15 protein-coding genes and 2 riboswitches are annotated in these 22,531 nt (G+C 37.1%); of the genes, 10 read left to right on the forward strand and 5 right to left on the reverse strand.

Going from position 1 to position 22,531, the window contains the following annotated elements; translation table 11 throughout:
- The first annotated feature begins 8 nt into the window (after positions 1–8).
- Entirely contained in the window at positions 9–1,250 is a 1,242-nt protein-coding gene (locus DET49_RS00240; protein ID WP_133546141.1) for a tagaturonate epimerase family protein, read from the forward strand.
- Between the two features lie 324 nt (positions 1,251–1,574).
- Here DET49_RS00240 and DET49_RS00245 read toward each other — a convergent pair whose 3' ends face one another.
- From DET49_RS00245 to DET49_RS00255, 4 genes are all read right to left on the reverse strand, one after another.
- Complete coding sequence (locus tag DET49_RS00245) at positions 1,575–2,252, reverse strand: response regulator (protein WP_133546142.1); 678 nt, start codon at positions 2,250–2,252, stop codon at positions 1,575–1,577.
- Complete coding sequence (locus tag DET49_RS00250; protein WP_166636517.1) at positions 2,245–4,233, reverse strand: sensor histidine kinase; 1,989 nt, start codon at positions 4,231–4,233, stop codon at positions 2,245–2,247. The genes DET49_RS00245 and DET49_RS00250 overlap by 8 nt, the downstream gene beginning before the upstream one ends.
- A gap of 59 nt (positions 4,234–4,292) precedes the next feature.
- Positions 4,293–4,469, reverse strand: coding sequence for a hypothetical protein (locus DET49_RS18360; RefSeq protein ID WP_166636518.1), 177 nt, complete (start codon positions 4,467–4,469; stop codon positions 4,293–4,295).
- Between the two features lie 132 nt (positions 4,470–4,601).
- Complete coding sequence (locus DET49_RS00255) at positions 4,602–5,447, reverse strand: M57 family metalloprotease (RefSeq protein ID WP_133546144.1); 846 nt, start codon at positions 5,445–5,447, stop codon at positions 4,602–4,604.
- A 491-nt stretch (positions 5,448–5,938) separates the two neighbouring features.
- On the opposite strand from DET49_RS00255, the gene DET49_RS00260 reads away from it, so the two are divergent.
- Genes DET49_RS00260 through DET49_RS00275 form a run of 4 tightly spaced genes read left to right on the forward strand, consistent with a single transcriptional unit; the run spans position 5,939 to position 14,150 of the window.
- The gene (locus tag DET49_RS00260; protein ID WP_243729474.1) at positions 5,939–9,088 is read left to right on the forward strand and encodes a SusC/RagA family TonB-linked outer membrane protein; all 3,150 of its coding nucleotides are present in this window, start codon (positions 5,939–5,941) and stop codon (positions 9,086–9,088) included.
- An 11-nt stretch (positions 9,089–9,099) separates the two neighbouring features.
- Positions 9,100–10,764, forward strand: a complete 1,665-nt coding sequence (locus DET49_RS00265; protein ID WP_133546145.1) for a RagB/SusD family nutrient uptake outer membrane protein — start codon at positions 9,100–9,102, stop codon at positions 10,762–10,764.
- Positions 10,765–10,809: 45 nt separating this feature from the next.
- Positions 10,810–12,063, forward strand: a complete 1,254-nt coding sequence (locus DET49_RS00270; RefSeq protein WP_133546146.1) for a YdcF family protein — start codon at positions 10,810–10,812, stop codon at positions 12,061–12,063.
- A 5-nt stretch (positions 12,064–12,068) separates the two neighbouring features.
- A complete protein-coding gene (locus DET49_RS00275; RefSeq protein WP_133546147.1) occupies positions 12,069–14,150 on the forward strand; it encodes a glycoside hydrolase domain-containing protein in 2,082 nt (693 codons plus the stop codon).
- A gap of 487 nt (positions 14,151–14,637) precedes the next feature.
- Here the strand turns inward: DET49_RS00275 and DET49_RS00280 are convergent, their stop codons facing one another.
- Positions 14,638–15,960, reverse strand: a complete 1,323-nt coding sequence (locus DET49_RS00280) for a hypothetical protein (protein WP_133546148.1) — start codon at positions 15,958–15,960, stop codon at positions 14,638–14,640.
- Positions 15,961–16,505: 545 nt separating this feature from the next.
- Positions 16,506–16,692: riboswitch (cobalamin riboswitch) on the forward strand.
- A gap of 176 nt (positions 16,693–16,868) precedes the next feature.
- Here DET49_RS00280 and metE point away from each other — a divergent pair.
- From metE to thiC, 5 genes are all read left to right on the forward strand, one after another.
- Positions 16,869–19,175, forward strand: coding sequence for a 5-methyltetrahydropteroyltriglutamate--homocysteine S-methyltransferase (metE, locus tag DET49_RS00285; protein ID WP_133546149.1), 2,307 nt, complete (start codon positions 16,869–16,871; stop codon positions 19,173–19,175).
- An 18-nt stretch (positions 19,176–19,193) separates the two neighbouring features.
- Positions 19,194–19,451: a cysteine-rich CWC family protein gene (locus tag DET49_RS00290; RefSeq protein WP_133546150.1), complete on the forward strand. Its 258-nt coding sequence runs from the start codon at positions 19,194–19,196 to the stop codon at positions 19,449–19,451.
- On the forward strand, positions 19,448–19,834 hold the full coding sequence (locus DET49_RS00295) for an acyl-CoA thioesterase (RefSeq protein ID WP_133546151.1): 387 nt from the start codon (positions 19,448–19,450) through the stop codon (positions 19,832–19,834). The genes DET49_RS00290 and DET49_RS00295 overlap by 4 nt, the downstream gene beginning before the upstream one ends.
- A gap of 373 nt (positions 19,835–20,207) precedes the next feature.
- Positions 20,208–20,307, forward strand: a riboswitch (TPP riboswitch).
- 98 nt (positions 20,308–20,405) lie between these two features.
- Positions 20,406–20,609, forward strand: a complete 204-nt coding sequence (thiS, locus tag DET49_RS00305; protein ID WP_133546153.1) for a sulfur carrier protein ThiS — start codon at positions 20,406–20,408, stop codon at positions 20,607–20,609.
- A 58-nt stretch (positions 20,610–20,667) separates the two neighbouring features.
- Positions 20,668–22,524 (forward strand): phosphomethylpyrimidine synthase ThiC, encoded by a 1,857-nt coding sequence (thiC, locus tag DET49_RS00310; RefSeq protein WP_133546154.1) that lies wholly within the window; start codon positions 20,668–20,670, stop codon positions 22,522–22,524.
- The last annotated feature ends 7 nt before the right edge of the window (positions 22,525–22,531 follow it).

Below are 22,531 nucleotides of genomic sequence, written 5' to 3' on the forward strand. Positions count from 1 at the left end.
CTATAAATATGGCAGGTTTAGGTACATATTCCTTAGGAACAGGAGACCGATTTGGGAAAGAAGGTAAGGCCCAGTTAATGGCTGTATTAAAAGCCAGGGAAAGCGGGGTTGAAGTTACTCCTGTCTGGAACAAATCCCATAGGGAACATAAAACGGTGGGTTCTAAACCGCACTTTGTGAAGGATGAAGCTGACGCCGCGGTAAAATCGCTAAATTATTCAGGTAAATATTTTGTAGATGCCGATCATATTAATCTTAATATCATAGATGAATATTTACCAGTGAGTAATTTTTTCACTATAGATGTGGCGGATTACATTGGTAAAAGCGCAACTGGAAAGGAAAAAGATGAATTTTTAAAATTCATAGCTAAATTTCAAAAGGAGGTTAATATTCCTGGAGTTTCTAATAAATTTGAAATTTCCGAAACCGCCTTAAATAAAATTTTAAATACTTTTTTATTCGCAGCAAATAAAGCTTCAAAAGTATACAAGTATATAAATAAAAATAAATCTGAAGAATTTGTGTTGGAAATATCTATGGATGAAGTAGAAAACCCCCAGACTCCGGTGGCCTTATTTTTCGTATTGGCTGCATTCGCATTTTATGAAATCCCAGTAAATACCATCGCCCCCAAATTTACAGGTAGGTTCAATAAGGGAATTGATTACGAAGGCGATTTAGATAAATTTGCTAAAGAATTTGAGGAAGATTTACTGGTACTGGATTTTGTTAAAAAGGAATTCGGTCTGCCCAGAAATTTAAAACTTAGCATCCATAGTGGAAGTGACAAGTTTTCAATTTACCCAATTATGAATCGCCTTATTAAGAAGCACAAAGCAGGTTTGCACCTTAAAACAGCAGGAACTACCTGGCTTGAAGAAATTAATGTGATTGCTGAAATCGGCGAAGATGGATTTGAATTTGCGCTTTCCATTTATGAAAAAGCACTGGTACGCTTTGATGAGTTAACCTCTCCCTATCCTGAAGTTTTAGATATTGATATAAGCAAACTTCCGAAAGTTATTGAACTTAAAAACGCCGGCCGAGCGAAAATGTCAAAAGCACTTAGGCATAATCTAGAAGAAAAAGATTATAACCCACATTTTCGGCAGCTGATGCATTGTGCTTATAAAGTAGCTGCAGAATCAGAGGATTTTGTTCGTCTTCTTGATAAATACCGAAAACCTATAGAAGAGGCTGTTACAAACAACTTATATCAGAAGCATATAAAGCTTGTTTTTCAATGAGGATTAAGCAAGATAAGAACCCCCTTATCTGAAATTTTGCTAAGTAGAGTAGCTCTGAATAGCTTCCAGAAAGTTGCTTCAAATCAGGCAATTTACAGTGTTTCAGTATGCTATCAATGGGAATAGATAGAATACAAACTTTATAAGTTTGGGTTTCGCTGGTATAAGGATTTGTAAACCTACTGCTGACATAGAATATCTTAATTGAACATTATTGAAAACTTAGAAAGGTTACTATTTGTTTGAACCTTGATATTGAAATTCTTGATTTTCGCGATCACTGAACAATAGAATTGAATTAATTTTTAAACTTATGTTGAATGATTATAAAAATCCTTTCTCTCTGGCTATTTTTACAAGTTCACGATCTTCTGCGCCTGAAATTCCAAATATTTTCTTTAGATTCCTTCTGCGTTTTTCAATCCCGGCTATGGATAATGGTAAGAGGTCACTTAGATCTTTCAGTTTCGCACCGATGGAGAGTTCGTAAAGCATTTTACGGTCTACATCATCTAAATATATATCGCTTCCCACCTGGTATCTAAGAAGATTCAGTACCGTCTTACTGTAATATGGAGAACCGGTTAAAATGTTTTCTATGGCACTTAATAGCTCTTTTGGATTAATATCATTTTTAACCAAAAAACCTTCCGGATTTAATGATTGTAGAATATTATGTAAACGATAATTATCATTAAAAGTAGTGGAAACTATTATTTTAACCGTTGGCTTTTTCTCCCTTATTAATTTGCCCAGGTCTTCACCTGAAAATAGTTTTCCATCACTACTAGCGGGTAAACGCATGTCTAAAAACACAAGGTCGAGACTTTCTATAAAACTGGAATTATCAAGCAAGAATTGGGCTTCATCCAGGCTATAGATACTGGTGATTTTAAAATTGTATTCAGTATTCTGAGTCACAAAACTTTCAAGAGCCGACTCGTAAGCACTTGTAATAATAGGGTGATCGTCTATAATTAATACCGAAATTGATTTATCCATTTGTATAAATTTTTACCTTAAATACAAGATGCGTTCCACTTGCTGAAGTTTCGAAAGTAAAAAACCCACCAATTTTTTCCATTCGGTCTCGCATATTTTTTAAGCCAATGCCTTTTGGTATTCTTCGCCTGTCAAAACCCTTTCCATCATCAATTATTTCCATAAGTAAATCTTCCTGATCACGGTAAATTTTTATGTTAACCAGAGTAGCTTGAGCGTGCTTTACAACATTCTGTAAAGCTTCCTGTAGAATACGGTAATAATTAATTTGAATATTTTCATCTATTAAATCCCCATCGATATTTTCGTTAAAATGGAATTCGATTTTTGTCGATGTTAAGTTGCTATAATCTGCTAATAACCGCTGTAATAATTTAGCAAAATTTAGATGGGATCCCGAAACTTCTCTGATTAGATTATGGGAAATTTGCCTTATCTCTTCTTCGGTAAGTTGCAATTTTTCTAGTAACTCGTTGTATTTAACCGAAACCTGACTAGGTGCTTTTAAATTTAACAAACCGAAATTCATCCTAATACCAAAAAGTTTACCCAGAACACCATCATGCAATTCGCCGGAAATCCGAGCCCGTTCTTCCTGCCGACCTTCTTCTAATTTGGTTTGTTGTTTAAGAAGAAGCTTATATATTTCTTCGTTATATTCCTGTTGTTCTTTCTGAAATTTCAACTCTTTATTTTTGGCCCTTTGTGAGCTTAACAGATATAATAGAAATAATACCGAAGTTAAAACTACGGCTATTAGGCTAAGCCACAATTTTTCGTCGCTAAGCTGCTGGGTTTTTTCAATATATTGATCTGTTTCAAACCTTATTCTAGCAAATTTATTTCGAATAGCCCGTTCTTCTTTCAATAAACTGTCATTGAGATGAATATAGCTTTCTAGGTAAGTTGTGGACTTTTTTGGCGCAATCTGAGCGAGCAGTAAAAATGAAGCAAGTAGATCCCTATTATTTCGGGTTGCTTCAGCAAGAAAATTCGCTTCCTTGGTATATTCCAATGCCTTAGCGGTATCCTTGCTTTTTAGAAAATATTCGCCTAAGTGGAGCTTGTTAATTACGATTCCGGATTCGTGCGTAAGACTATCTCGTATTTTCAGTGCTTTATGAAATAGAAATGAAGCCACCTGATAATTACCAAGTTTAAATTCTGAATAACCCAAATTATCGGTAAGCATAGCATAAAGTCTGGGATTCTTAATGTAAAGGCTATCTATGGAAAGGGCCTGCGAGTAATTGGAGATGGAATTATTATGATCTTTTAGTTTTTGATAAACAACACCAATATTATTTAAAGATCTGGCCGATTTAACTGGATCATTTAGAAATTTCGCATTAATTAGGGCTTTGCGATGATATTCAATGGCCTGAGAATAATCTTCTAACCCATTATATATGATCCCAAGATTATTATATGCAGGATATACATATTTATAACTTTCTTTAGAGCCTTTAATTAAATCTAGAGCCTGAAAGGTGGTATTTTCACTGCCAATATAATCTTTAACCTTTTCCTGAAGAATAGCCATATTCAGCAACATCCTACCAGCTTTTAATTTTTCATTAGCTTCTAAGTATTTTTCATATGCAAGATTATAATGATAATAAGAGCTATCTATAATATGTTCCCGATAGAAAAAATTACCAAGATCCCAATTAGTTAAGGCAAGATGATTTTTTAAATCTAAACTAATTGCCATCTTCCTGGCTTGGGTATTCCAATAGCGAAAGTTTGAAGAATCCTTTTTAACATAGAATTCATAAGCCAAATCAAGTAAGAGTTTGCTTTTTAGTGAATCATCAGATATTTTCTTAAGAAGTAAAGGGAGAGAATCAGTTTGTTTTTGATTTAATATTGTTCGTTTTAAATGGCTATATTCCTGAGTGGATTTAGGTGTGTTTTTGTCTAGATCACAGGAAGTAACAAGAATAATTAATAGAAGGAAGTTTATTTTAAATAAATACAATAATAGTCGAATTTGAAGTCATTCAAAACTACAAAAAGTAAAATAATCTTTTTGGAGGTTTAGCCTTCGTTTCTTCTATCATCAATGGGATTGTCTTCATCCCCGGAAGCCGTTTTTTCTATATTAATTATTTCATTTTCCATATGTGGTGGCTTTTGAGGTAGTGCTTCGGGCACACAAGACATAAAAAAAGTTGCTAAAAATAAGCTTCCAAATAAAGTTGTTTTAAGTTTCATATTCACTTAGGTTTTTAATTTAAATTATAATGAGTTTCCCCGTCGTATAATCCTGGTTTAAAAAGAAATGGATGCCTTTGCAGACATCCATTTTCTGCTAACAAATTAAGACTTAGTTCAAATTATCTAACATTAATAAAGATATTCTAAGGCTACTTGGTCATAGTAACCAAAATTTCCGCTCTCACTAGAGCTAAAGCAAGCAAGCATTATGGAGTTTGAATCATATCCGGTTGGGGTGCCGGGAATATGAACAGCGCCATCCGCTCCACTGGACTCTCCACTTTGACCACAGCTTTGACGGCTAAACCAGTCAGTATGGCGCAAACCTACCGAGTGGCCTATCTCGTGAGTCATTACGTGTTCATTTGTTGCAGTGCTGTAATTTTCCATTCCGGAAAAAATCTGTACATATTTATATGGATCTCCACCATTTGGGAAACCGGCGACTCCCCCAGCTTCACCATTTGGGTTTTGATATACAACAATATCATATGGCCCATAATTAGTTCCAAAAGTAAGGGTGAAATTAAGTCCGATATTCAGGGAATTGTAATTGTTTATAGCACGTTGCAATGCTGACCTTTGTTTAGAGGTTAATCCCTGACCGGAACCTCCTGTAAAACCAATTACATTTATATTTCTTGGAGTTGAAACTAAGTTATAGGTTCGGTATTGCTTGGCAGTTGCCTTTGCCGAACTCATACTTTCTAATTGTTCCTGATCCAATAGAATGTCCCCTTCGATAAGAAAGGATTTTTTGGTCTCACCATTTGGAAGTAAAAAATCTATCACCTCAGCATCTTTAGTATTAAAATGCAAATTAGCTATCTGTTTAAGTTCTTCCTTAGATATTTTTAGCTGTTTAGTGGTTTCCTCCATTTTAGCTTCCTCAGGAGTAGGGGTATCTTGTTTTTGGCAAGAAGAGAGTAAGGCACCGGATGCCAGAATACCTAAAAGTATTTTTGGGGTTTTCATAAAAATATATGATTAAAAGGTTAATAGAATGTGAAATTAAAATTTGAAAACCATAAAGAGAAAAAATAATCCTTACTAAAAGTAAGGAGAATCCTTACTTATGGATTGAAGCGAGCAACCACGGGGTATTCAAAGAATAAAAATTTTATAGAATCTTCCTATTTTCCCTGTTTTCCGGAATTTAAGGAGCTCTAGACGTGCTTCTGAGATTTCTTTTTATATAACCTAATATATCATATAGGGGCCTGTTTCTAATTATTTAAAATTTAGATAAACAAAGCTTAATCTTGAAAGAAAACAATCAAAGAAAGATTTGTATTCATTTGTGTTCTACTAAAAAAAGTCCAATTGACCTTGCAGAGAAACCTAGAAATATAAACCTAAAATTAATATTATAAGAAAAGACCAAAATTTGAATTAGCCATAAAATAGCCCATTGCTGCTGTAACAGAAATGGGCTTAGCCTTATTAAGACATAAAATTAATCTATAATGAAAGATAATATACAATTTTTTTTCAGGAAACCAAGCCTTTTAATTTGTTTCCTCTTTATTCTTCCGGAAGCATTTGCATCCAGTTTTTATAATTCACATACAACAACGGAACCTTTTAATCTGCAACAGATCATTCAGGGAAAGGTGGTAGATGAAAAAGGAATGCCTCTTCCTGGGGTTACAGTCCAAATTAAAGATTCCTCCATTGGAACAATAACTAATCTTGACGGCGAGTTTACTTTGGAGCTCCCGGGCCAGAAAACAACACTTGTTTTTTCCTACCTAGGTTTTAAATCCCAGGAAGAATTAATTACGTCGGGGGCTGATGTGTTGATTACCCTCGAGCAAGATCAACAAACTTTGAATGAGGTGGTTGTAGTGGGGTACGGAACAGAAAAAAGAGAGAATATAACAGCGTCCATTTCTTCAATTGCACCAGAAGAAATCAAATCTCTACCAAAGGCCAACGTAACTGAAATGTTACAAGGAAGAATGCCAGGTGTCCAGGTGATGAGTGATAACCGTCCAGGGGGAGGTACATCCATTCGGGTAAGAGGATTTAGCACCATTAACAATAACGATCCACTTGTGGTTATTGATGGTGTGCCTACATCAAATGGTTTAAGCAGTATAAATCCTCAAGATATAGAGAGCATACAGGTGCTCAAAGATGCCGCTTCCTCTTCAATTTATGGTTCTAGAGCGGCCAATGGCGTCGTAGTAATAACTACGACGAAAGATACTAATAAGAATTATTTTACGGTAAATATGGATGGCTATGCAGGTATTCAAAAAGCTTTCAATTTGCCTAGAATGCTAAATGCACAACAATATGGTGACCTTCTCTGGCAGGCCTTCAAAAATGATGGTCAAACTCCAGCAAACGATATTTATGGAAATGATCCCGATCAGCCTCTAATTCCAGAATGGTTGAATGAAGAGCAGACCTTGCCAAGTGGTGATGTGGACTGGGTAGATGAGATTATGAGACCCGCTTTGGTTCAAAATTATAATGTGTCCATTCAGAAAGGATCGGAGAATGGTCAACATTCTTTCTCACTAGGATATTATGACCAGGAAGGAGTGGTTGAGTATACTGGTTTTACACGCTATTCAGCTCGTTTTAACTCAAATTATGACATTACAGATTGGTTAACTATAGGAGAGAATTTTACAGGTTCTTACACAGAGGAAGTAGCGGTAGGTACTAATAGTGCTTTGGGTAGTATTATTTATGATGCTTTTCAGTTTCCTTCTATTGTACCTGTTAGAGATATCAACGGTGATTTTGGAGGAAATCCTTTAAATGACATCGGAAATCCCTTAGGGAGTTTATATCGTTCGAAAGATGACAAACAAAAGAATGTTCGCGCTTTTGGAAATGCTTTTGCCAGTCTTAATTTTGGAGATTTTAGGTTTAAGTCATCATTTGGGCTTGATTATAACAATTTTAATTACAGAAATTTTTCTCCGGTCTACGACGAGATTCTCTCCCAAAATGTGATCAATAGTTTAAGTACTCAAAATAATTTTAATTACCAGTTTACCTTTACCAATACACTGAACTATGCCAATTCTTTCAGGGAGCATAATCTTGATGTTTTGTTAGGACAGGAAGCTATAGAGTATTATCAAGAAGGTTTTTCAGCCTCAAGACAAAACTTTTTATATGAAGACCTAAACTTTAGGTATTTAAGCTATGGGACCCAAAATCAACTAAACTCTGGAAGTGCAGGAGAGTGGAAGCTTAATTCTTATTTTGGAAGAGTAAAATATAATTTCGATGAGAAATATCTAATGACAGCTACGGTAAGACGTGATGGAACTTCTCGTTTGGCAAATAATAACTGGGGAACATTTCCGGCATTTTCTGCAGGATGGAGAGTAGATAAGGAAGACTTCTTCGACTTTGGAGATGGATTAACAAGTATGATGATTCGAACAAGTTGGGGGCAAACCGGGAATCAACAGGTGCCTTCTTATTCGACTGTAGATAGTTATAGCAATAATTCCTTTTATAGTGATTATGCTATTGATGGGGCACAAAACGCGGTATTTACAGGTCTTACCCAAACAAGAGTTCCTAATTCAGATCTTCAGTGGGAGACATCGACTCAGACCACATTGGGATTAGATCTGGGTTTTTTCAATAATAAATTAAATGTAACGGCAGAAGTTTATAAGAAAGTCACAGACGATATTTTAGTTTATAATGCAGTACCATTGACCTACGGAGGAACAAATGATGGGCAGTGGATCAATGATGGAACGATGGAAAATAAAGGATATGAACTAAATCTAACATTCAGAGATCAAAAAGCGGATTTTGGTTATGAGGTAGGTCTAAATATTTCTGGTTATCAAAATGAGCTAACAGATCTACAAAGTGTTGCTTATTTAGGGATTCCCAGTTCTTCATTACATACTGTAAACTTTGACCAGGAAGTTTCCAGAAGTACAGTTGGTCAGCCCATCGCATCCTTTTTCGGATATCAGGCTGATGGTCTATTTAGAAGTCAGGAGGAAGTCGACGAATATGGCCTTCAGCCAGAGGCACAGCCTGGAGATATTAAATTCACAGATATAAATGGAGATGGGGTTATAGATGATGATGACAGAACCTTTATCGGCTCACCGCATCCAGATATGGTGCTGGGTTTAAATCTAAACCTAAACTACAAGAATTTTGATTTAGGAATGTTCTTTAACGGCAGTTTTGGCAATGAGCTTTATAATTTGACGAAATATAAAACTCAGTTCTTCAATCAGTCAGCTTACAATAAGGACTCATCCTTATTAAATGCCTGGACTCCCGAAAATCCAAATTCTGAAATTCCCAGATTAAGTCTTGATGATACCAATAATAACATCAGACCATCCTCTTATTATGTAGAAGATGGTTCCTATTTAAAATTAAATAATTTGCAATTAGGATACACCTTGCCATCCGATATTTTAGGAGATACGGGCCTAAGAATTTATGCACAGGTAAGTAACGTATTTACAATTACCGATTATAGTGGAATGACTCCAGAGATCGGGCTTCAGAACTACTCCAGCAGTAGTAGAAATTTAGATATTGGTGTAGACCGTGGTATTTACCCGCCTTCAAGAACATTTGTATTTGGATTTAACCTAAACTTTTAAAACTATTAATAATGAAATTTAAATTAAATATCATAAAGCTTATAGTTGTTTCAGCAATCCTGAGTAGTCTTTCCTGTTCAGAGGATTATTTGGATGAAGTGACCTATGGGGAAGTTTCCCCCTCCAAAATGACTAGCCCAGAGAATGTAGAAAGAGCAATTATTTCCGCTTATAGCGTGCTTAATGGACAGATTGATCAAGCAAGTAATGCTTATAACTCTCCGGCTTCCAACTGGAGTTTTGGTGATGTAGTGTCAGACGACGCTTACAAAGGTGGTGGTGGTACTGGCGACCAGAATAACATCCACCAGATGGAAATTTATAGTACAGATCCGACAACCCTGGATGTAGAACGCAAGTGGATGGCTTTATATGAAGGGGTTAAACGTGCCAATGAAGCTATGCGATTATTAGCAGCCTCAGAAGATTTTGATGAAAATTTACGAGCCCAAAGAAAGGCCGAATTACAGTTTTTACGCGGTCATTTTTATTTTGAATTGAAGAAAATTTATAATCGAATTCCTTATATCGATGAAACTGCAGAAACAGTATCAGATTATGCAAAATCGAATACCGAATTTACCTCTGAAGAATTATGGGGTAAAATAGAGGATGATTTTCAGGCAGCCTACGATGTTTTACCTACTAGTCAGGATGAAGCAGGAAGACCAACAAAGATAGCGGCAAAGGCATACCTGGCAAAAACATATTTATTTCAGGGTAAATGGCAAATGGCTTATGACGCTACTACTGAAGTAATTAATAGTAACTATGGATTAATGGACGATTTCCAGGAATTGTTTTTACCTGAAAATGACAATAATAAGGAGGTTATCTTTGCGGTACAACATTCGATCAATGATGGTCAACCTAGTAATTACAACGGAAGTATAGGTGATCGATTATTAGCGCCTGGTGGTCCATATTATGCGCAATATGGATTTCACAGGCCGTCCCAGAATCTGGTTAATGCTTTTAAAGTTAATTCTGATGGTTTGCCGGCAAAGAGCAACGAAAATGTAACGGCTTTGGACCCGGTAGATCCTAGATTAGATGTGACCATAGGTAGACCAGGGATACCTTATAAAGATCTTGATATTTTATATTCAGCCGACTGGGCAAGAGATCTTGCCACTTATGGAGAGTTTAGTCCGAAGAAAAGAATCGTCTCAGCCAATTCTTCTTATCATCTGGAAGTTTGGCCATATGTTAGTGCTTTAAATTATTACATCATTAGATTTGGGGAGGTACTATTATGGAGAGCCGAGGCTGCAGTAGAAATTGGTAAACTAGAGGAAGCACGTGCTTTAGTAAACCAGATAAGAAGTCGCGCGAAAAATTCCGCATACGTCCAAACTTTAGGTGGAAGCCAGGATGCTGCAAATTATAATATAGAATTATATAATACTACTTGGACAGAACAGGAGCAAGCCAGGGGAGCAGTTCGGCTTGAGTCGAGATTAGAATTGGCATTGGAAGGACATCGTTTCTTTAATCTAGTAAGATGGGGAATTGCAGACGAGGTAATTCCTGATTATTTAGAGGTAGAAAAAACAAGAAGATCGCATTTGTCTAATGCTTCATTTAACGCAGGAAAAAATGAATACTGGCCTATTCCACAAGCCTACATAGATGGAGTCGAAGATGGTATGGTGACCCAAAACAGTGGTTATTAATTTAACGGGGGTTTAAAAACCCCTGTTTTTATTTGTTTTTATAATATGATAAAGAAATTTACGCTATTCCTTTTTCTAATAGTGAATGTAAGTATCCTGGCTCAGGAAGCAAAAGTAGCTTCACCTGAAGCTTATAAAGCACTGGCATCTAAAAATTATTTTTTACTAAATGCCATAAATAATAATAAAGACATAAAACATTTAATAGAAAAGGATAAAATTCTCAATAGAATTTCCGGTAAGAGATACCAGGCGATATCATCTTCTCTTATAAATTCTCCTGGAACTTATTCTTGGGTTGCTTATGTAGAACCTTATCTATTTACTTCTGAAGAAATACTTGAAATTAGCTCAAGACTAGAGGAGTTATATCATGAGTCTGAAAAAATTAGAAATTTTGTTCAAAATACCCTTAAACCATCAGGAGCCTATATACTTTATGAAAACAAAGAGGAGGAAAAACTGCTTTCTAAAGCCTGGGAGCTATGTGCACAGGGTATTAATCACGTGCTTGATACCTACGGGAAAGGGATACCCCCAAGGTATGCAAGCATAGACTCGGTCTCTTATGATGTAAAGAGCGACTATTACAAAGCAGCTTTATTTATGTGGAGTGATCACTTGCATTCTAAAAGGAATATCCATAAATCTTTTTATTCTGAACCTATGAATTATGCGCTCTCTCTCTTGTATTTAAATCATAGAGATGAAGCAGTCAGATATGAACCTCTCGAAAGGCTACGAAATAAAAAAGTAAGTAATAATATATCGAATATAGATTTTGATAAATATAAATATCCTTCAATTTTAATTCTAGGTAATGGTCCTGAAAATTATACAGACAGGCTTTCCGCCTTAGGGAAATTAAATATTCAGTTGGGAGTTGAGGAGTATCTGGCAGGGCATGCGCCACTTATTATTGTCACAGGAGGGCATGCGCACCCCTTTAGAGCCGAATATTGTGAGGCAATTGAGATGAAGAAGGAATTAATGGAACAATACCAGGTTCCTGAAAACCGGATTATCATTGAGCCCTATGCCAGGCATACCACAACAAATTTAAGAAATGCTACTCGGTTAATGCTTGACTACAATATTCCTATATCCCGTCCTTCTATAGTGGTGACTAATAATTTGCATAGTGATTATACGGGCAGTTCTGAATTTGCTCAGCGATGTTTAGAAGAACTCGGATACTTACCGGGGATCATTAAAAAACGTCTTAATGCCACCACCTTGGAATTTCAACCCAAGAAAGAATCTTTACAACAAAATCCTTTAGAACCCCTTGACCCTTAAGATCTATGAATAAACTAATATTTACCCTGGTGTTTCTGCTTTTCAGCTCAAGTCATTTGCCTAAAAAGGCGACCTTGATTACATCCAAAAAAGTAGATCCGGTGGATCGGGTAAACGTCTTTCTGGGAACCTCTGGAGACCACGGGCAAATGTCCCCTGCTGCCTCCTCTCCATTTAATATGATGAGTATTGGGCCGCAAACAAGTCCGCACATACACACCGGTTATGAATATTATGCCAAGGAATTTGAAGGTTTCACCCATACCAGGATAGAAGGGGTTGGTTGCACTGGTAGCGGGGGGAATATCCTTATAAAACCTATTTTAGGGGAGAATAGGGAAACGATTTTGAGGAAAAAGAAAGAATTTGCTCATCCTGGTTTTTACAGGGTTTCTTTTAAAAACGGGATAAGAGCCTCAATGGTGGTAGAAACCAATTTTGGAATCCACCAATATGAATTTCCTAAGAAAAAAAGCGGACTACTCGTTGATCTTTCCTATGCCTTGGCAAATAGGTTTGTTGCTGAAGAACATATGATAAACGACAAGGTAATAGCTGGATTTGTCGACACGAAGACCACCTGCGGTGCTGGGATTTACCGGATCTATTATGCCATTAAAATTGAAAATGTTCAAGAATTAAAGCCCATAGGTAAGCATCAAATGATTGCCGTGCGAAAGGATACACTAAAACCAATGGCTGTAAAGGTCGGTTTTTCTTCAGTAAATACCGACTATGCAACAAAAAAGGTAGGGAATGAGACTACAGTTAAAGAGCTGGAAGAAAAGACCACCAATAGCTGGAACCAGCTTTTAAGCAAAATTCAAGTTCAAGGGGAATCTGATCGTAAAACATTGTTTTATTCTTTGCTTTATCGTGGTTTACAGGCACCTTATCTTATTTCCGAAGATGATGGTGCCTACCGAGCCATCGATGGTTCAGTGCAAAATTCAGATTTCCCGGTATATAATGGTTGGGCAATATGGGACAATTACCGGGAACAATTACCTATGTTGTCTTTGATATATCCAAGAAAATTTGGTCCAATTGCTAAATCCATTGCCAACTTATATCCATACGGCAAGAAGAACTGGGCTACTATGCACGAGCCATCGCCAACGGTTAGAACTGAACATGCTATTGTTGTCCTTCTTGATGCTTACAAAAAGGGATACCCTATTGATTTTGAATCCATCAAGGATTCCCTGATCAGTGAAGTAGAACAACTTAATTATGATTCTCCTGACAAGGCTTTGGAATCTTCCTATGATAACTGGGCTATGGCCGAAATCCTAGAAATCACTGGAGATACTTTACTTAGTGAGAAATATAAACAGAAGGCCCTGGATTATAAAAATTACTGGAAAAAGGATTTTGCCGATTTATCTAAAGATGATATAGACCGCATGCAGGCAAGAGGACTTTACCAGGGTACGATATGGCAATATCGGTGGTTTGTACCTTTTGACATTAAAGGTTTAAAGAAATTAACTGGGGGAGAAGCTAATTTTTTAAAACAATTGGATCAATTCTTTGCAGAAAATAGCTATAATCATGCGAACCAACCTGATTTACAGGTCCCCGGACTTTATAATGCAACCAACCAGCCCTGGAAATCACAAAAGTTATATCGAAACCTGCTTTTGGACACCGTTGTTCAAAATTATTTTAATAATAATAGTAAAGGAATAGACCCATATATAGGCAGAATTTATAAGAATAAACCAAAAGCTTACCTTAGGACCATGGATGATGATGCAGGAACGATGTCCTCTTGGTTTGTTATGCGCAGCATTGGTCTGTCTCCGGCAAACATAGGTTCTCCGATCTATTATCTTACAGCTCCAATTTTTAAATCGGTCAGGATTGACCGAGGGAATGAAAATTATTTAGAAATTATAGTAAAGAATTATAATAAAGATCACTTTTATATTCGATCAGTTTATTTAGATGGTAAAAGAATTGAAAAGAACTGGCTCACCCAAGACGAATTGGATAATGCTGATAGGCTGGTTATTGAAACCGGTTCTCAACCGAATAAAAATTGGGGTACTGCAAATCAATGGATATCAAAATATGAATATTAAACTATTAACCTAATTTACCTGTTCTCATCGGTTTTGTATCATCCTAATTTTCCGTTATATGAGGTAACTCATATGCCATTAAATGATTTATAGAGTTTTTTACATTTCCTCAATTTGAATTTCAACCAGTTGTTATCTCCGTCCAATAGTATAAGCTTAGAAGAAATCTTTTGGAAAACCAGCATCATCATAAAAAACTGATAATCCAAAATCACGGGTTAGAAGTCATTTTTTTATAATGACCTATTATGTTCTAATTGCACCTGTTTAGGAAGGTTTTATCGGCTTGTTCAACGATTCAATACCTTAACTAGGCTTTTCCTAATAGTCTGGATATAGCCTGGTTCTGTATTACAGATTTGACCCACTAGAAATCGAAGAAATCGGAGTTTTTAAATTATTCCGGAGCATGTTGACCCTTGCTAGTAAAATTAAAAAAGCCACCCTGATTGAGAGTGACTTTTATCTTAAACTAATCAAAATTGAATTAATTACTTATCATATGTTCAAACGGAGTGTATTCCAGCTGAATTATTGATGCTTCGGCATTAAAAACTTCCTCTACGGCAGTAGTATAATCTTCATTAGAATTAATTACCACTCCATTGCGATGCCTTTTAAGATTGGAGAAAAGCTTAACTTCAAACCATACTTTTTGTAATATTTCGGATTCTTCGATGTTCAGGTGATTCTCCCCGTTTATTAAACCATTCATCTGCTTTCGGGCAATTTCTTTTATTTCATTAGCTGCATTATCAGCGGTGGGCATATTACGTAAAGCACCAATTACAAAAATGTTTTTACCGTAATGTATTTTTTCTATGTATTCATTTCCGTACTTCAATTCAAAAAGCGAGGGGTTTTCCTGCATTTCCTTATCCAGTGCCTGTCTTTCTTCAAAGGGAGGTAAAAAGTTGCCACTACTTTCGGTATACTGGTAGCTTAATACTAAAACTTCATCTTCGGTAACAGGATATTGCTCTATAATCGACTGGTACACCTCGGAGCAAACTGCAAATTCTACTGCAAATTTTGATATAAACTCAGCCCCACCAGGAAGGTGGTATCCATAATAGTTTCGGAAAGGTTTCACGTATTGAATAGGGTCTGCATTATTTTCCCAACTAGTACTTGTAAAAAAGGATGAGCGTAACTCACGATAATATCCTTGGGTATCAGCAAAGGGGTTTGCCATCGGGGTCCGGTTACTGGTCAGCATTCCGTCACCAAAATTTTCCAGGATATCATATTCCTCTTCCAGCACGGTTTTTCCATCCTGAACGATAGTGGTCTTTTTAGTCCCAGCCGTCCTGTTGTAACCAGTAGTAATGGTTGTATTATTATCGGCAGAAATAAATTCAACAGAAGTCAATTCACCATCGGTGTAGGAATGCACAGCAGTTCCTTTTTCATTATAGACCTTCTTTGTGGATGGAAGCCCGTTCTGATATAAAGTTTCGAACCATAGGTCACCTTCAGGAGTATAGTATTTAGACCAAAGCGGCTTATTGTTTTCACTGCGGTTTACTTCCATATACAAATGTTGCTGCGGATAACTGGAGTAAACCTTTGCAGACTTGATATAACCGTTTTCATAATATTCAAATTCATTTTCAGGCACGGTTTCTCCTAAATGAATATTATTATACTGTGCTTCTTTGATCCAGCCATTGGAATGACGGCTAATGACCTCAAAATAAGTATCGGATTCTATAGAATAATCGGTTTGTGAAATGTGGTCATCTTTTTGGCAGGAAGACAATAAAACTGTAACTAGTAGAATTAAAGACAAGGAAACTTTTTTGTGCATTGGATTATTGTTTAGTTATAAAAAAACTGTCGAAGATTTTCGAGCGCTTTTATCACATAATAAGGCGATTAAATATTCATTTATTTTTCCAGGTACTTAATTGAATTCTCTCTTTCTCCACTTCTGCTTTTTTTACCTTATCAAATTGAAAAACGCTGTTAATAGCAAGTATCAATCCCAAAAATAGTGCTATATACTGCAAAACTGTATGGTCAGATAGAGTTGTAAATACAGTAAACATCAGCACTATTATGAATATGGTGGTTCCGGTAATCTTGTTCATTTTTGAGAAATATAATTTGAAGGTATAAGTAACAAACTCCCACTTTTTGTTACATGAAATTTGTGATAATTACTTAGGGATTTCCCGACCTATAGCCGTATTCGAGAAAGATTACATCTTATAAATGCTTAATTTACCGGTTCTAAGAGATTCTTATTACTTAATTACCTGATAAAAAAGATTTAAATCTTTAGTAACTCTAAAGAAGGCTTAGAAATTAAAAAATAATCCCTAAGTTTACCTCTCATAAGTTCTTTACCATACTTCATCAAACAGAAAAGGTTTTACTTAAGGTAAATTAATAGGGAATCGTGTGAAAATCACGAACTGTCGCGCAACTGTAAGTAACAAATTAAAGGAACTGTCCTAAGAATATCCACTGCCTAATGCGGGAAGGATGACAGAAGCCGTTACAAGTCAGGAGACCTGCCTATTCTGATTGGACAATGCTTTCGCGGTTTGAAGCTTAGGTCTTAGAGATGTGTTACCCAGAATACTTTTCATTTTACATAAAAGGTATATCCTTTGGGGACATAGTCCTATTTCCCTCATTTTTTATCGCTTAGCATTTCGAAGCATTTTAAAGGCTTTTAAAAACTAATTGTTTAATTATTAAAAGTTAGAAATGCAAACGCACATTCTTGGCTATCCGCGAATTGGTAGCAACAGAGAACTCAAAAACGCCTGCGAGAAATATTGGTCAGGCAAAATCGAATTACAGGAGCTTCTCCAAACGGGTAGAAAAAGCCGTAAGGAAAACTGGAACCTTCAAAAAGACGTGGGAATTGACCTGGTTCCCTGTAATGATTTTTCATATTATGATCAGGTATTAGATATGACCCTTAGCCTGGGAGCTGTTCCTAAACGTTATAAGGAAATTGCAGAGAATCCCTCCACAACGTATCTGGATTTATATTTCGCTATGGCCAGAGGCTATCAGAAAGATGGTTTCGATATTACCGCAATGGAAATGACCAAGTGGTTTGACACGAATTATCATTATATCGTTCCTGAATTTACTAAAAACCAAAAATTCCAGCTTCACTCAGAGAAAATCCTTAATGAATTTGAAGAAGCAAAAGAGACTGGGATTAAACCAAAACCTGTGATTATTGGTTTGGTTTCCTATCTTCTTTTAGGAAAAGAAAAAGAGGAGGATTTTGATAAAATGGATTTGGCAGAAAAGCTACTTCCTGTCTACCTGGATCTTTTATCTGCTCTCCAAGAACAAGGTGCAGAATGGATTCAGTTCGACGAACCTTTCTTAGCTTTAGATTTAAATGAAAAAACCAGGGAAGCTTTTACCTTTGTGTATGCGGAAATCAGAAAAAAATTTCCGGACCTGAAATTTATTCTTGCTACGTATTTTGAAGGTTTGAAAGACAATCTTTCATTAAGCCTTGGGCTTCCGGTTGATGTATTGCATATTGATCTTGTACGATGCCCATCCCAATTGGACAATGTCCTTAATGAAATTCCAGAAGGCCTAAAATTATCCCTAGGAATTGTGGATGGTCGCAATATCTGGAAGAATGATTTCGAAGGGTCCCTGGAAATCATTCAAAAAGCAAAGGAAAAGTTAGGTTCTGACAGACTTTTAATTGCTCCTTCCTGCTCTTTATTGCATATTCCCTACGATCTTGAACTGGAGACAGAATTAAATCCTGAAATCAAAAACTGGCTGGCTTTTGCCAAACAAAAGGTGAAGGAATTAAAAACACTTCAGGCCCTGGCAAATGGCACAGCCGAAGAACAAACCCTGCAAGAATTTAAAGATAATAAAAACGCCTTTAAAGACAGGAAAACCTCTTTTCTGATTCATAACAAGGCTGTTAAAGATAAGGTTAATGAAATTTCAAAAAAAGACACTCAAAGGAAGAATCCTTTTAGTTTTCGCAAAGATCAACAGCAGAAAGTATTGAACTTAGCTCGATTTCCTACTACAACCATTGGGTCATTTCCCCAAACCAAAGAGGTAAGAAGTTGGAGGGCTCAATTCAAAAAAGGAAAATTGTCCTCTGAGCAATACGATAGCTTACTGAAGCAAGAAACCGAAAAGACCATTCGGTGGCAGGAAGAAATTGGTCTGGATGTTCTGGTTCACGGGGAATATGAACGAAACGATATGGTGGAATATTTTGGAGAGCAGTTGGATGGATTCCTGTTTACAAAAAAGGCCTGGGTGCAGAGTTATGGAAGTAGATGTGTGAAACCTCCAATTGTTTATGGCGATGTTTCCAGGCCAAAAGCTATGACGGTTTATTGGTCAAAATATGCACAATCCTTAACAAAAAAATGGATCAAAGGAATGTTGACAGGTCCTGTCACTATTCTTCAGTGGTCTTTTGTACGGGATGACCAACCCCGATCCCTAACCTGTAAACAAATAGCTCTGGCCATAAGTGGGGAGGTTAAAGATTTGGAAAATGCAGGTATACGCATAATTCAAATTGATGAACCGGCCATTAGAGAAGGCCTACCCTTGCGTAAAGAAGACTGGCAAAATTATTTAAAATGGGCCATAGATTGCTTTAAAATTGCATCTAGCGGGGTGGCTGATTCCATTCAAATCCATACACATATGTGTTATTCTGAATTCAATGATATTATTGAAAATATAGCCAATATGGATGCCGATGTGATTACTATTGAATGTTCCCGATCCCAAATGGAATTACTAAAGGCTTTCTCCAATTTTAATTACCCTAATGAAATTGGTCCGGGTGTTTATGATATACATTCGCCCAGAGTGCCCTCAGTAGAAGAAATGCTTGCCTTACTTGAAAAAGCTCAAAAAGTAATCCCTGCAGAGCAACTTTGGGTAAATCCAGATTGTGGCTTAAAAACCAGGAAATGGGAAGAAACTAAAAATGCATTAAAGGCGATGGTTAAAGCGGCAGAAAAAGCCAGGGAAACTATTGTGGCAACCTAATATTATTCCTGTTAAAAATTGATTAAACACGAAGAAAAATACTGCCCAAGGTGTAAGACAGAATTTGAATGTAAAGTTGGTTCCATACAACTCTGTCAGTGCGCTGATATAAAATTAGAGCATAAGGAACTTGAGTACATCCGAGGTTTATATGAAAGCTGCCTCTGCGCAAGATGTATGAAAGAACTAAAAACAGAGTTCCATAACCAAAATTACCAAAGTAAACTGAAAGATATCTTGGGGGTATTTTATAGATCACCAAAAAATGAGAAATGACGGTCGAAGAAAATATTAGAAAATCGGAAACACGGATTTTTAAAGCCGTTTTTCCGAATACTACTAATCATTATGATACACTTTTTGGGGGAACTGCAATGCAGATGATGGATGAAGTAGCCTTTATAACGGCAACACGTTTTACAAGGCAAACTGTGGTAACGGTAAGTAGCGACAAAATTGACTTTAGAAAACCAATCCCTTCAGGAACAATTGTAGAACTTATCGGAAAAGTAGTATACCTGGGCAACAAAAGTCTTAAAGTAAATGTAGAAGTTTTTACGGAACAGATGTATTCTGAACATAGAGAAAAAGCTATTCAAGGAGAGTTTGCTTTCGTTGCAATTGATGAAAATAAGAACCCAATTCCGATAAGGAAATAGTGAGTCTTTAATCAGGTCTATAAAATCTATAAGTTAAATTTTCAAAACCTCCTTTTAAGGGGGCTGTCATTTTTGCTCTTGTAAAGTTAAAGCAAGACTTCACCAATCATATTTGATCTTTATCCCATAGGTCATTCTTGTTCAATCATTTTTGGAAGCCACGTACTTTTTGGTTAGATGGGTATTTCGTTTGTGTTATGGGTGAGACCTGTCCCGATAGCACTGGTCATTATATCCTCACTCAAGGGTAGGTCATTACAACCCATCGGCTAAAGACCAATAGGTTTTACGTTCAGTTTTTTAAAAGAACTATTTGAGGAATTGAAGCCAGGAAAATTTTTATTTCTCATAAAAATTCCTTTACATTTGAAAACGTAAACTTTAGGGGTGCTGATTTTTAAAAATTGGCTGAGATAAAACCCTTTGAACCTGATCCGGTTAATACCCGCGAAGGGAAAAGTGTTATCTACATATTTTCTACCATTATTCCATTTCGAAGGAATCCTGGGTTGTATTTACTTTTTTCTTTGGGGAATCCCCCTGCAGTTTACAGCTATTAAATATAAAACAAATGATAACTGTAAACCTAAACAACACCGCCCACAACTTAAATTCACCATCCAATCTTCAGGACCTTTTGAAGCAGCTTGATATTTCAGAAAAAGGAATTGCCGTAGCTGTCAATAATCAGATTATTTCTAAAAACGACTGGAACCGGCGAGAATTAACCGAAGGTGAAAACATACTCATTATCAGGGCTACTCAGGGAGGATAAATGTGCTTCGGAAGGATTTCCGTAAGCCAGAATATACCAACATTAAAAAGAAGTAATTATGAAGAAGGACCAGACTTCAAAGCAACAAACAATTAGCCGTGCACCTTTTCCCAATTCTGAAAAGATCTATGTAAGTGGAAAAATTCATCCGGACATAAAAGTTCCGATGCGGAAAATTTCCCTTAGCGATACCGTAGATAAATTCAACGGAAAAGTAGAGAAAAACGAACCTGTTTTGGTCTATGACACTAGCGGTCCATACACAGATCCGACGGTTGAGATCGATGTATGCAAAGGTTTACAACCTATTCGCAACAGCTGGATTGCCGGCCGTGAAGATGTAAAGCAACTACAGGGACTTTCTTCGGCTTACGGGCGCGAAAGGGAAAACAACGGGAAGCTGGATGAACTTCGTTTCAAAAGAAACAGAAAACCCCTGAAAGCAAAACCAGGACAGAATGTCACTCAAATGCACTATGCACGAAAAGGCATTATCACCCCTGAAATGGAATACATTGCCATTCGTGAAAACCAGAAGCTGGAGGAAATAAAACAAATTTCAGAACAACATCCAGGTACCAGTTTTGGAGCCAGAATTCCGAAGGTAATCACTCCGGAATTTGTGCGTGATGAGGTTGCCCGCGGAAGAGCTATTATTCCTTCCAACATCAACCATCCTGAAAATGAACCTATGATCATTGGCCGTAACTTCCTGGTGAAGATCAACGCTAACATCGGGAATTCAGCTGTAACCTCTTCTATCGAGGAAGAAGTAGAAAAAGCCGTGTGGGCATGCCGTTGGGGAGCAGATACCGTCATGGATCTCTCCACCGGAAAAAACATTCACGAAACCCGGGAATGGATTCTTAGAAATTCTCCAGTGCCTATTGGTACAGTGCCTATTTACCAGGCACTGGAAAAAGTAAACGGAAAAGCGGAAGACCTTACCTGGGAAATTTTCAGGGATACACTTATCGAGCAGGCCGAGCAGGGCGTGGATTATTTCACCATTCACGCCGGGGTGCGTTTGGCTTATGTCCCACATACCGCGAAAAGGGTTACAGGATTGGTTTCCCGCGGAGGTTCTATTATGGCAAAATGGTGCTTGGCGCATCACAAAGAAAGCTTTCTGTACACGCATTTCGAAGAAATTTGTGAGATCATGAAAGTTTACGATGTTTCGTTTTCTTTAGGAGACGGACTACGTCCCGGAAGTATTGCCGATGCCAATGATTACGCGCAATTCGCCGAGCTTGAAACTTTGGGTGAACTTACGAAAATTGCCTGGAAACACGATGTACAGTGTATTATAGAAGGTCCAGGTCATATCCCAATGCATATGATCAAGGAGAATATGGACAAGCAATTGGAAGTATGCGGCGAAGCTCCTTTTTACACTTTAGGCCCGCTAACTACAGATATTGCTCCCGGCTATGACCACATTACCAGTGGAATTGGCGCGGCGATGATTGGCTGGTTTGGTTGCGCGATGCTTTGTTACGTGACGCCAAAAGAACATTTGGGACTGCCAAACAGGGACGATGTAAAAGAAGGAGTGATCACCTACAAAATCGCTGCCCACGCTGCAGATTTGGCGAAGGGTCACCCCGGAGCGCAGCACAGGGATGATGCCTTGAGTAAAGCGCGATTCGAGTTCAGATGGGAAGATCAGTTTAACCTGGCGCTTGATCCAGATACGGCGAGGTCTTACCACGATGAAACTTTGCCATCTGAAAATGCTAAAGTTGCCCATTTCTGTTCTATGTGCGGACCAAATTTCTGCTCTATGAAGATTACGCAGGATGTGAGAAAGTTTGCGGAAGAAAATGGAATGGATAGCCAGGAAGCCATTGAGGAAGGAATGAAGAAGAAATCGGAGGAGTTTAGAGCGAAGGGAAGTGAGGTTTACCTATAAACGAAAA

Origin of the sequence: Salegentibacter sp. 24, from assembly GCF_004362395.1 — a bacterium.
GTDB lineage: Bacteria > Bacteroidota > Bacteroidia > Flavobacteriales > Flavobacteriaceae > Salegentibacter.

Excerpts from the sequence above, each read along its gene's own strand:
- metE (WP_133546149.1), top strand. The coding sequence starts at position 16,869 with ATGCAAACGCACATTCTTGGCTATCCGCGAATTGGTAGCAACAGAGAA.
- DET49_RS00245 (WP_133546142.1), bottom strand. The coding sequence starts at position 2,252 with ATGGATAAATCAATTTCGGTATTAATTATAGACGATCACCCTATTATT.
- DET49_RS00260 (WP_243729474.1), top strand. The coding sequence starts at position 5,939 with ATGAAAGATAATATACAATTTTTTTTCAGGAAACCAAGCCTTTTAATT.
- thiS (WP_133546153.1), top strand. The coding sequence starts at position 20,406 with ATGATAACTGTAAACCTAAACAACACCGCCCACAACTTAAATTCACCA.
- DET49_RS00240 (WP_133546141.1), top strand. The coding sequence starts at position 9 with ATGGCAGGTTTAGGTACATATTCCTTAGGAACAGGAGACCGATTTGGG.
- DET49_RS00270 (WP_133546146.1), top strand. The coding sequence starts at position 10,810 with ATGATAAAGAAATTTACGCTATTCCTTTTTCTAATAGTGAATGTAAGT.
- thiC (WP_133546154.1), top strand. The coding sequence starts at position 20,668 with ATGAAGAAGGACCAGACTTCAAAGCAACAAACAATTAGCCGTGCACCT.
- DET49_RS00255 (WP_133546144.1), bottom strand. The coding sequence starts at position 5,447 with ATGAAAACCCCAAAAATACTTTTAGGTATTCTGGCATCCGGTGCCTTA.
- DET49_RS00275 (WP_133546147.1), top strand. The coding sequence starts at position 12,069 with ATGAATAAACTAATATTTACCCTGGTGTTTCTGCTTTTCAGCTCAAGT.
- DET49_RS00295 (WP_133546151.1), top strand. The coding sequence starts at position 19,448 with ATGACGGTCGAAGAAAATATTAGAAAATCGGAAACACGGATTTTTAAA.
- DET49_RS18360 (WP_166636518.1), bottom strand. The coding sequence starts at position 4,469 with ATGAAACTTAAAACAACTTTATTTGGAAGCTTATTTTTAGCAACTTTT.
- DET49_RS00265 (WP_133546145.1), top strand. The coding sequence starts at position 9,100 with ATGAAATTTAAATTAAATATCATAAAGCTTATAGTTGTTTCAGCAATC.
- DET49_RS00280 (WP_133546148.1), bottom strand. The coding sequence starts at position 15,960 with ATGCACAAAAAAGTTTCCTTGTCTTTAATTCTACTAGTTACAGTTTTA.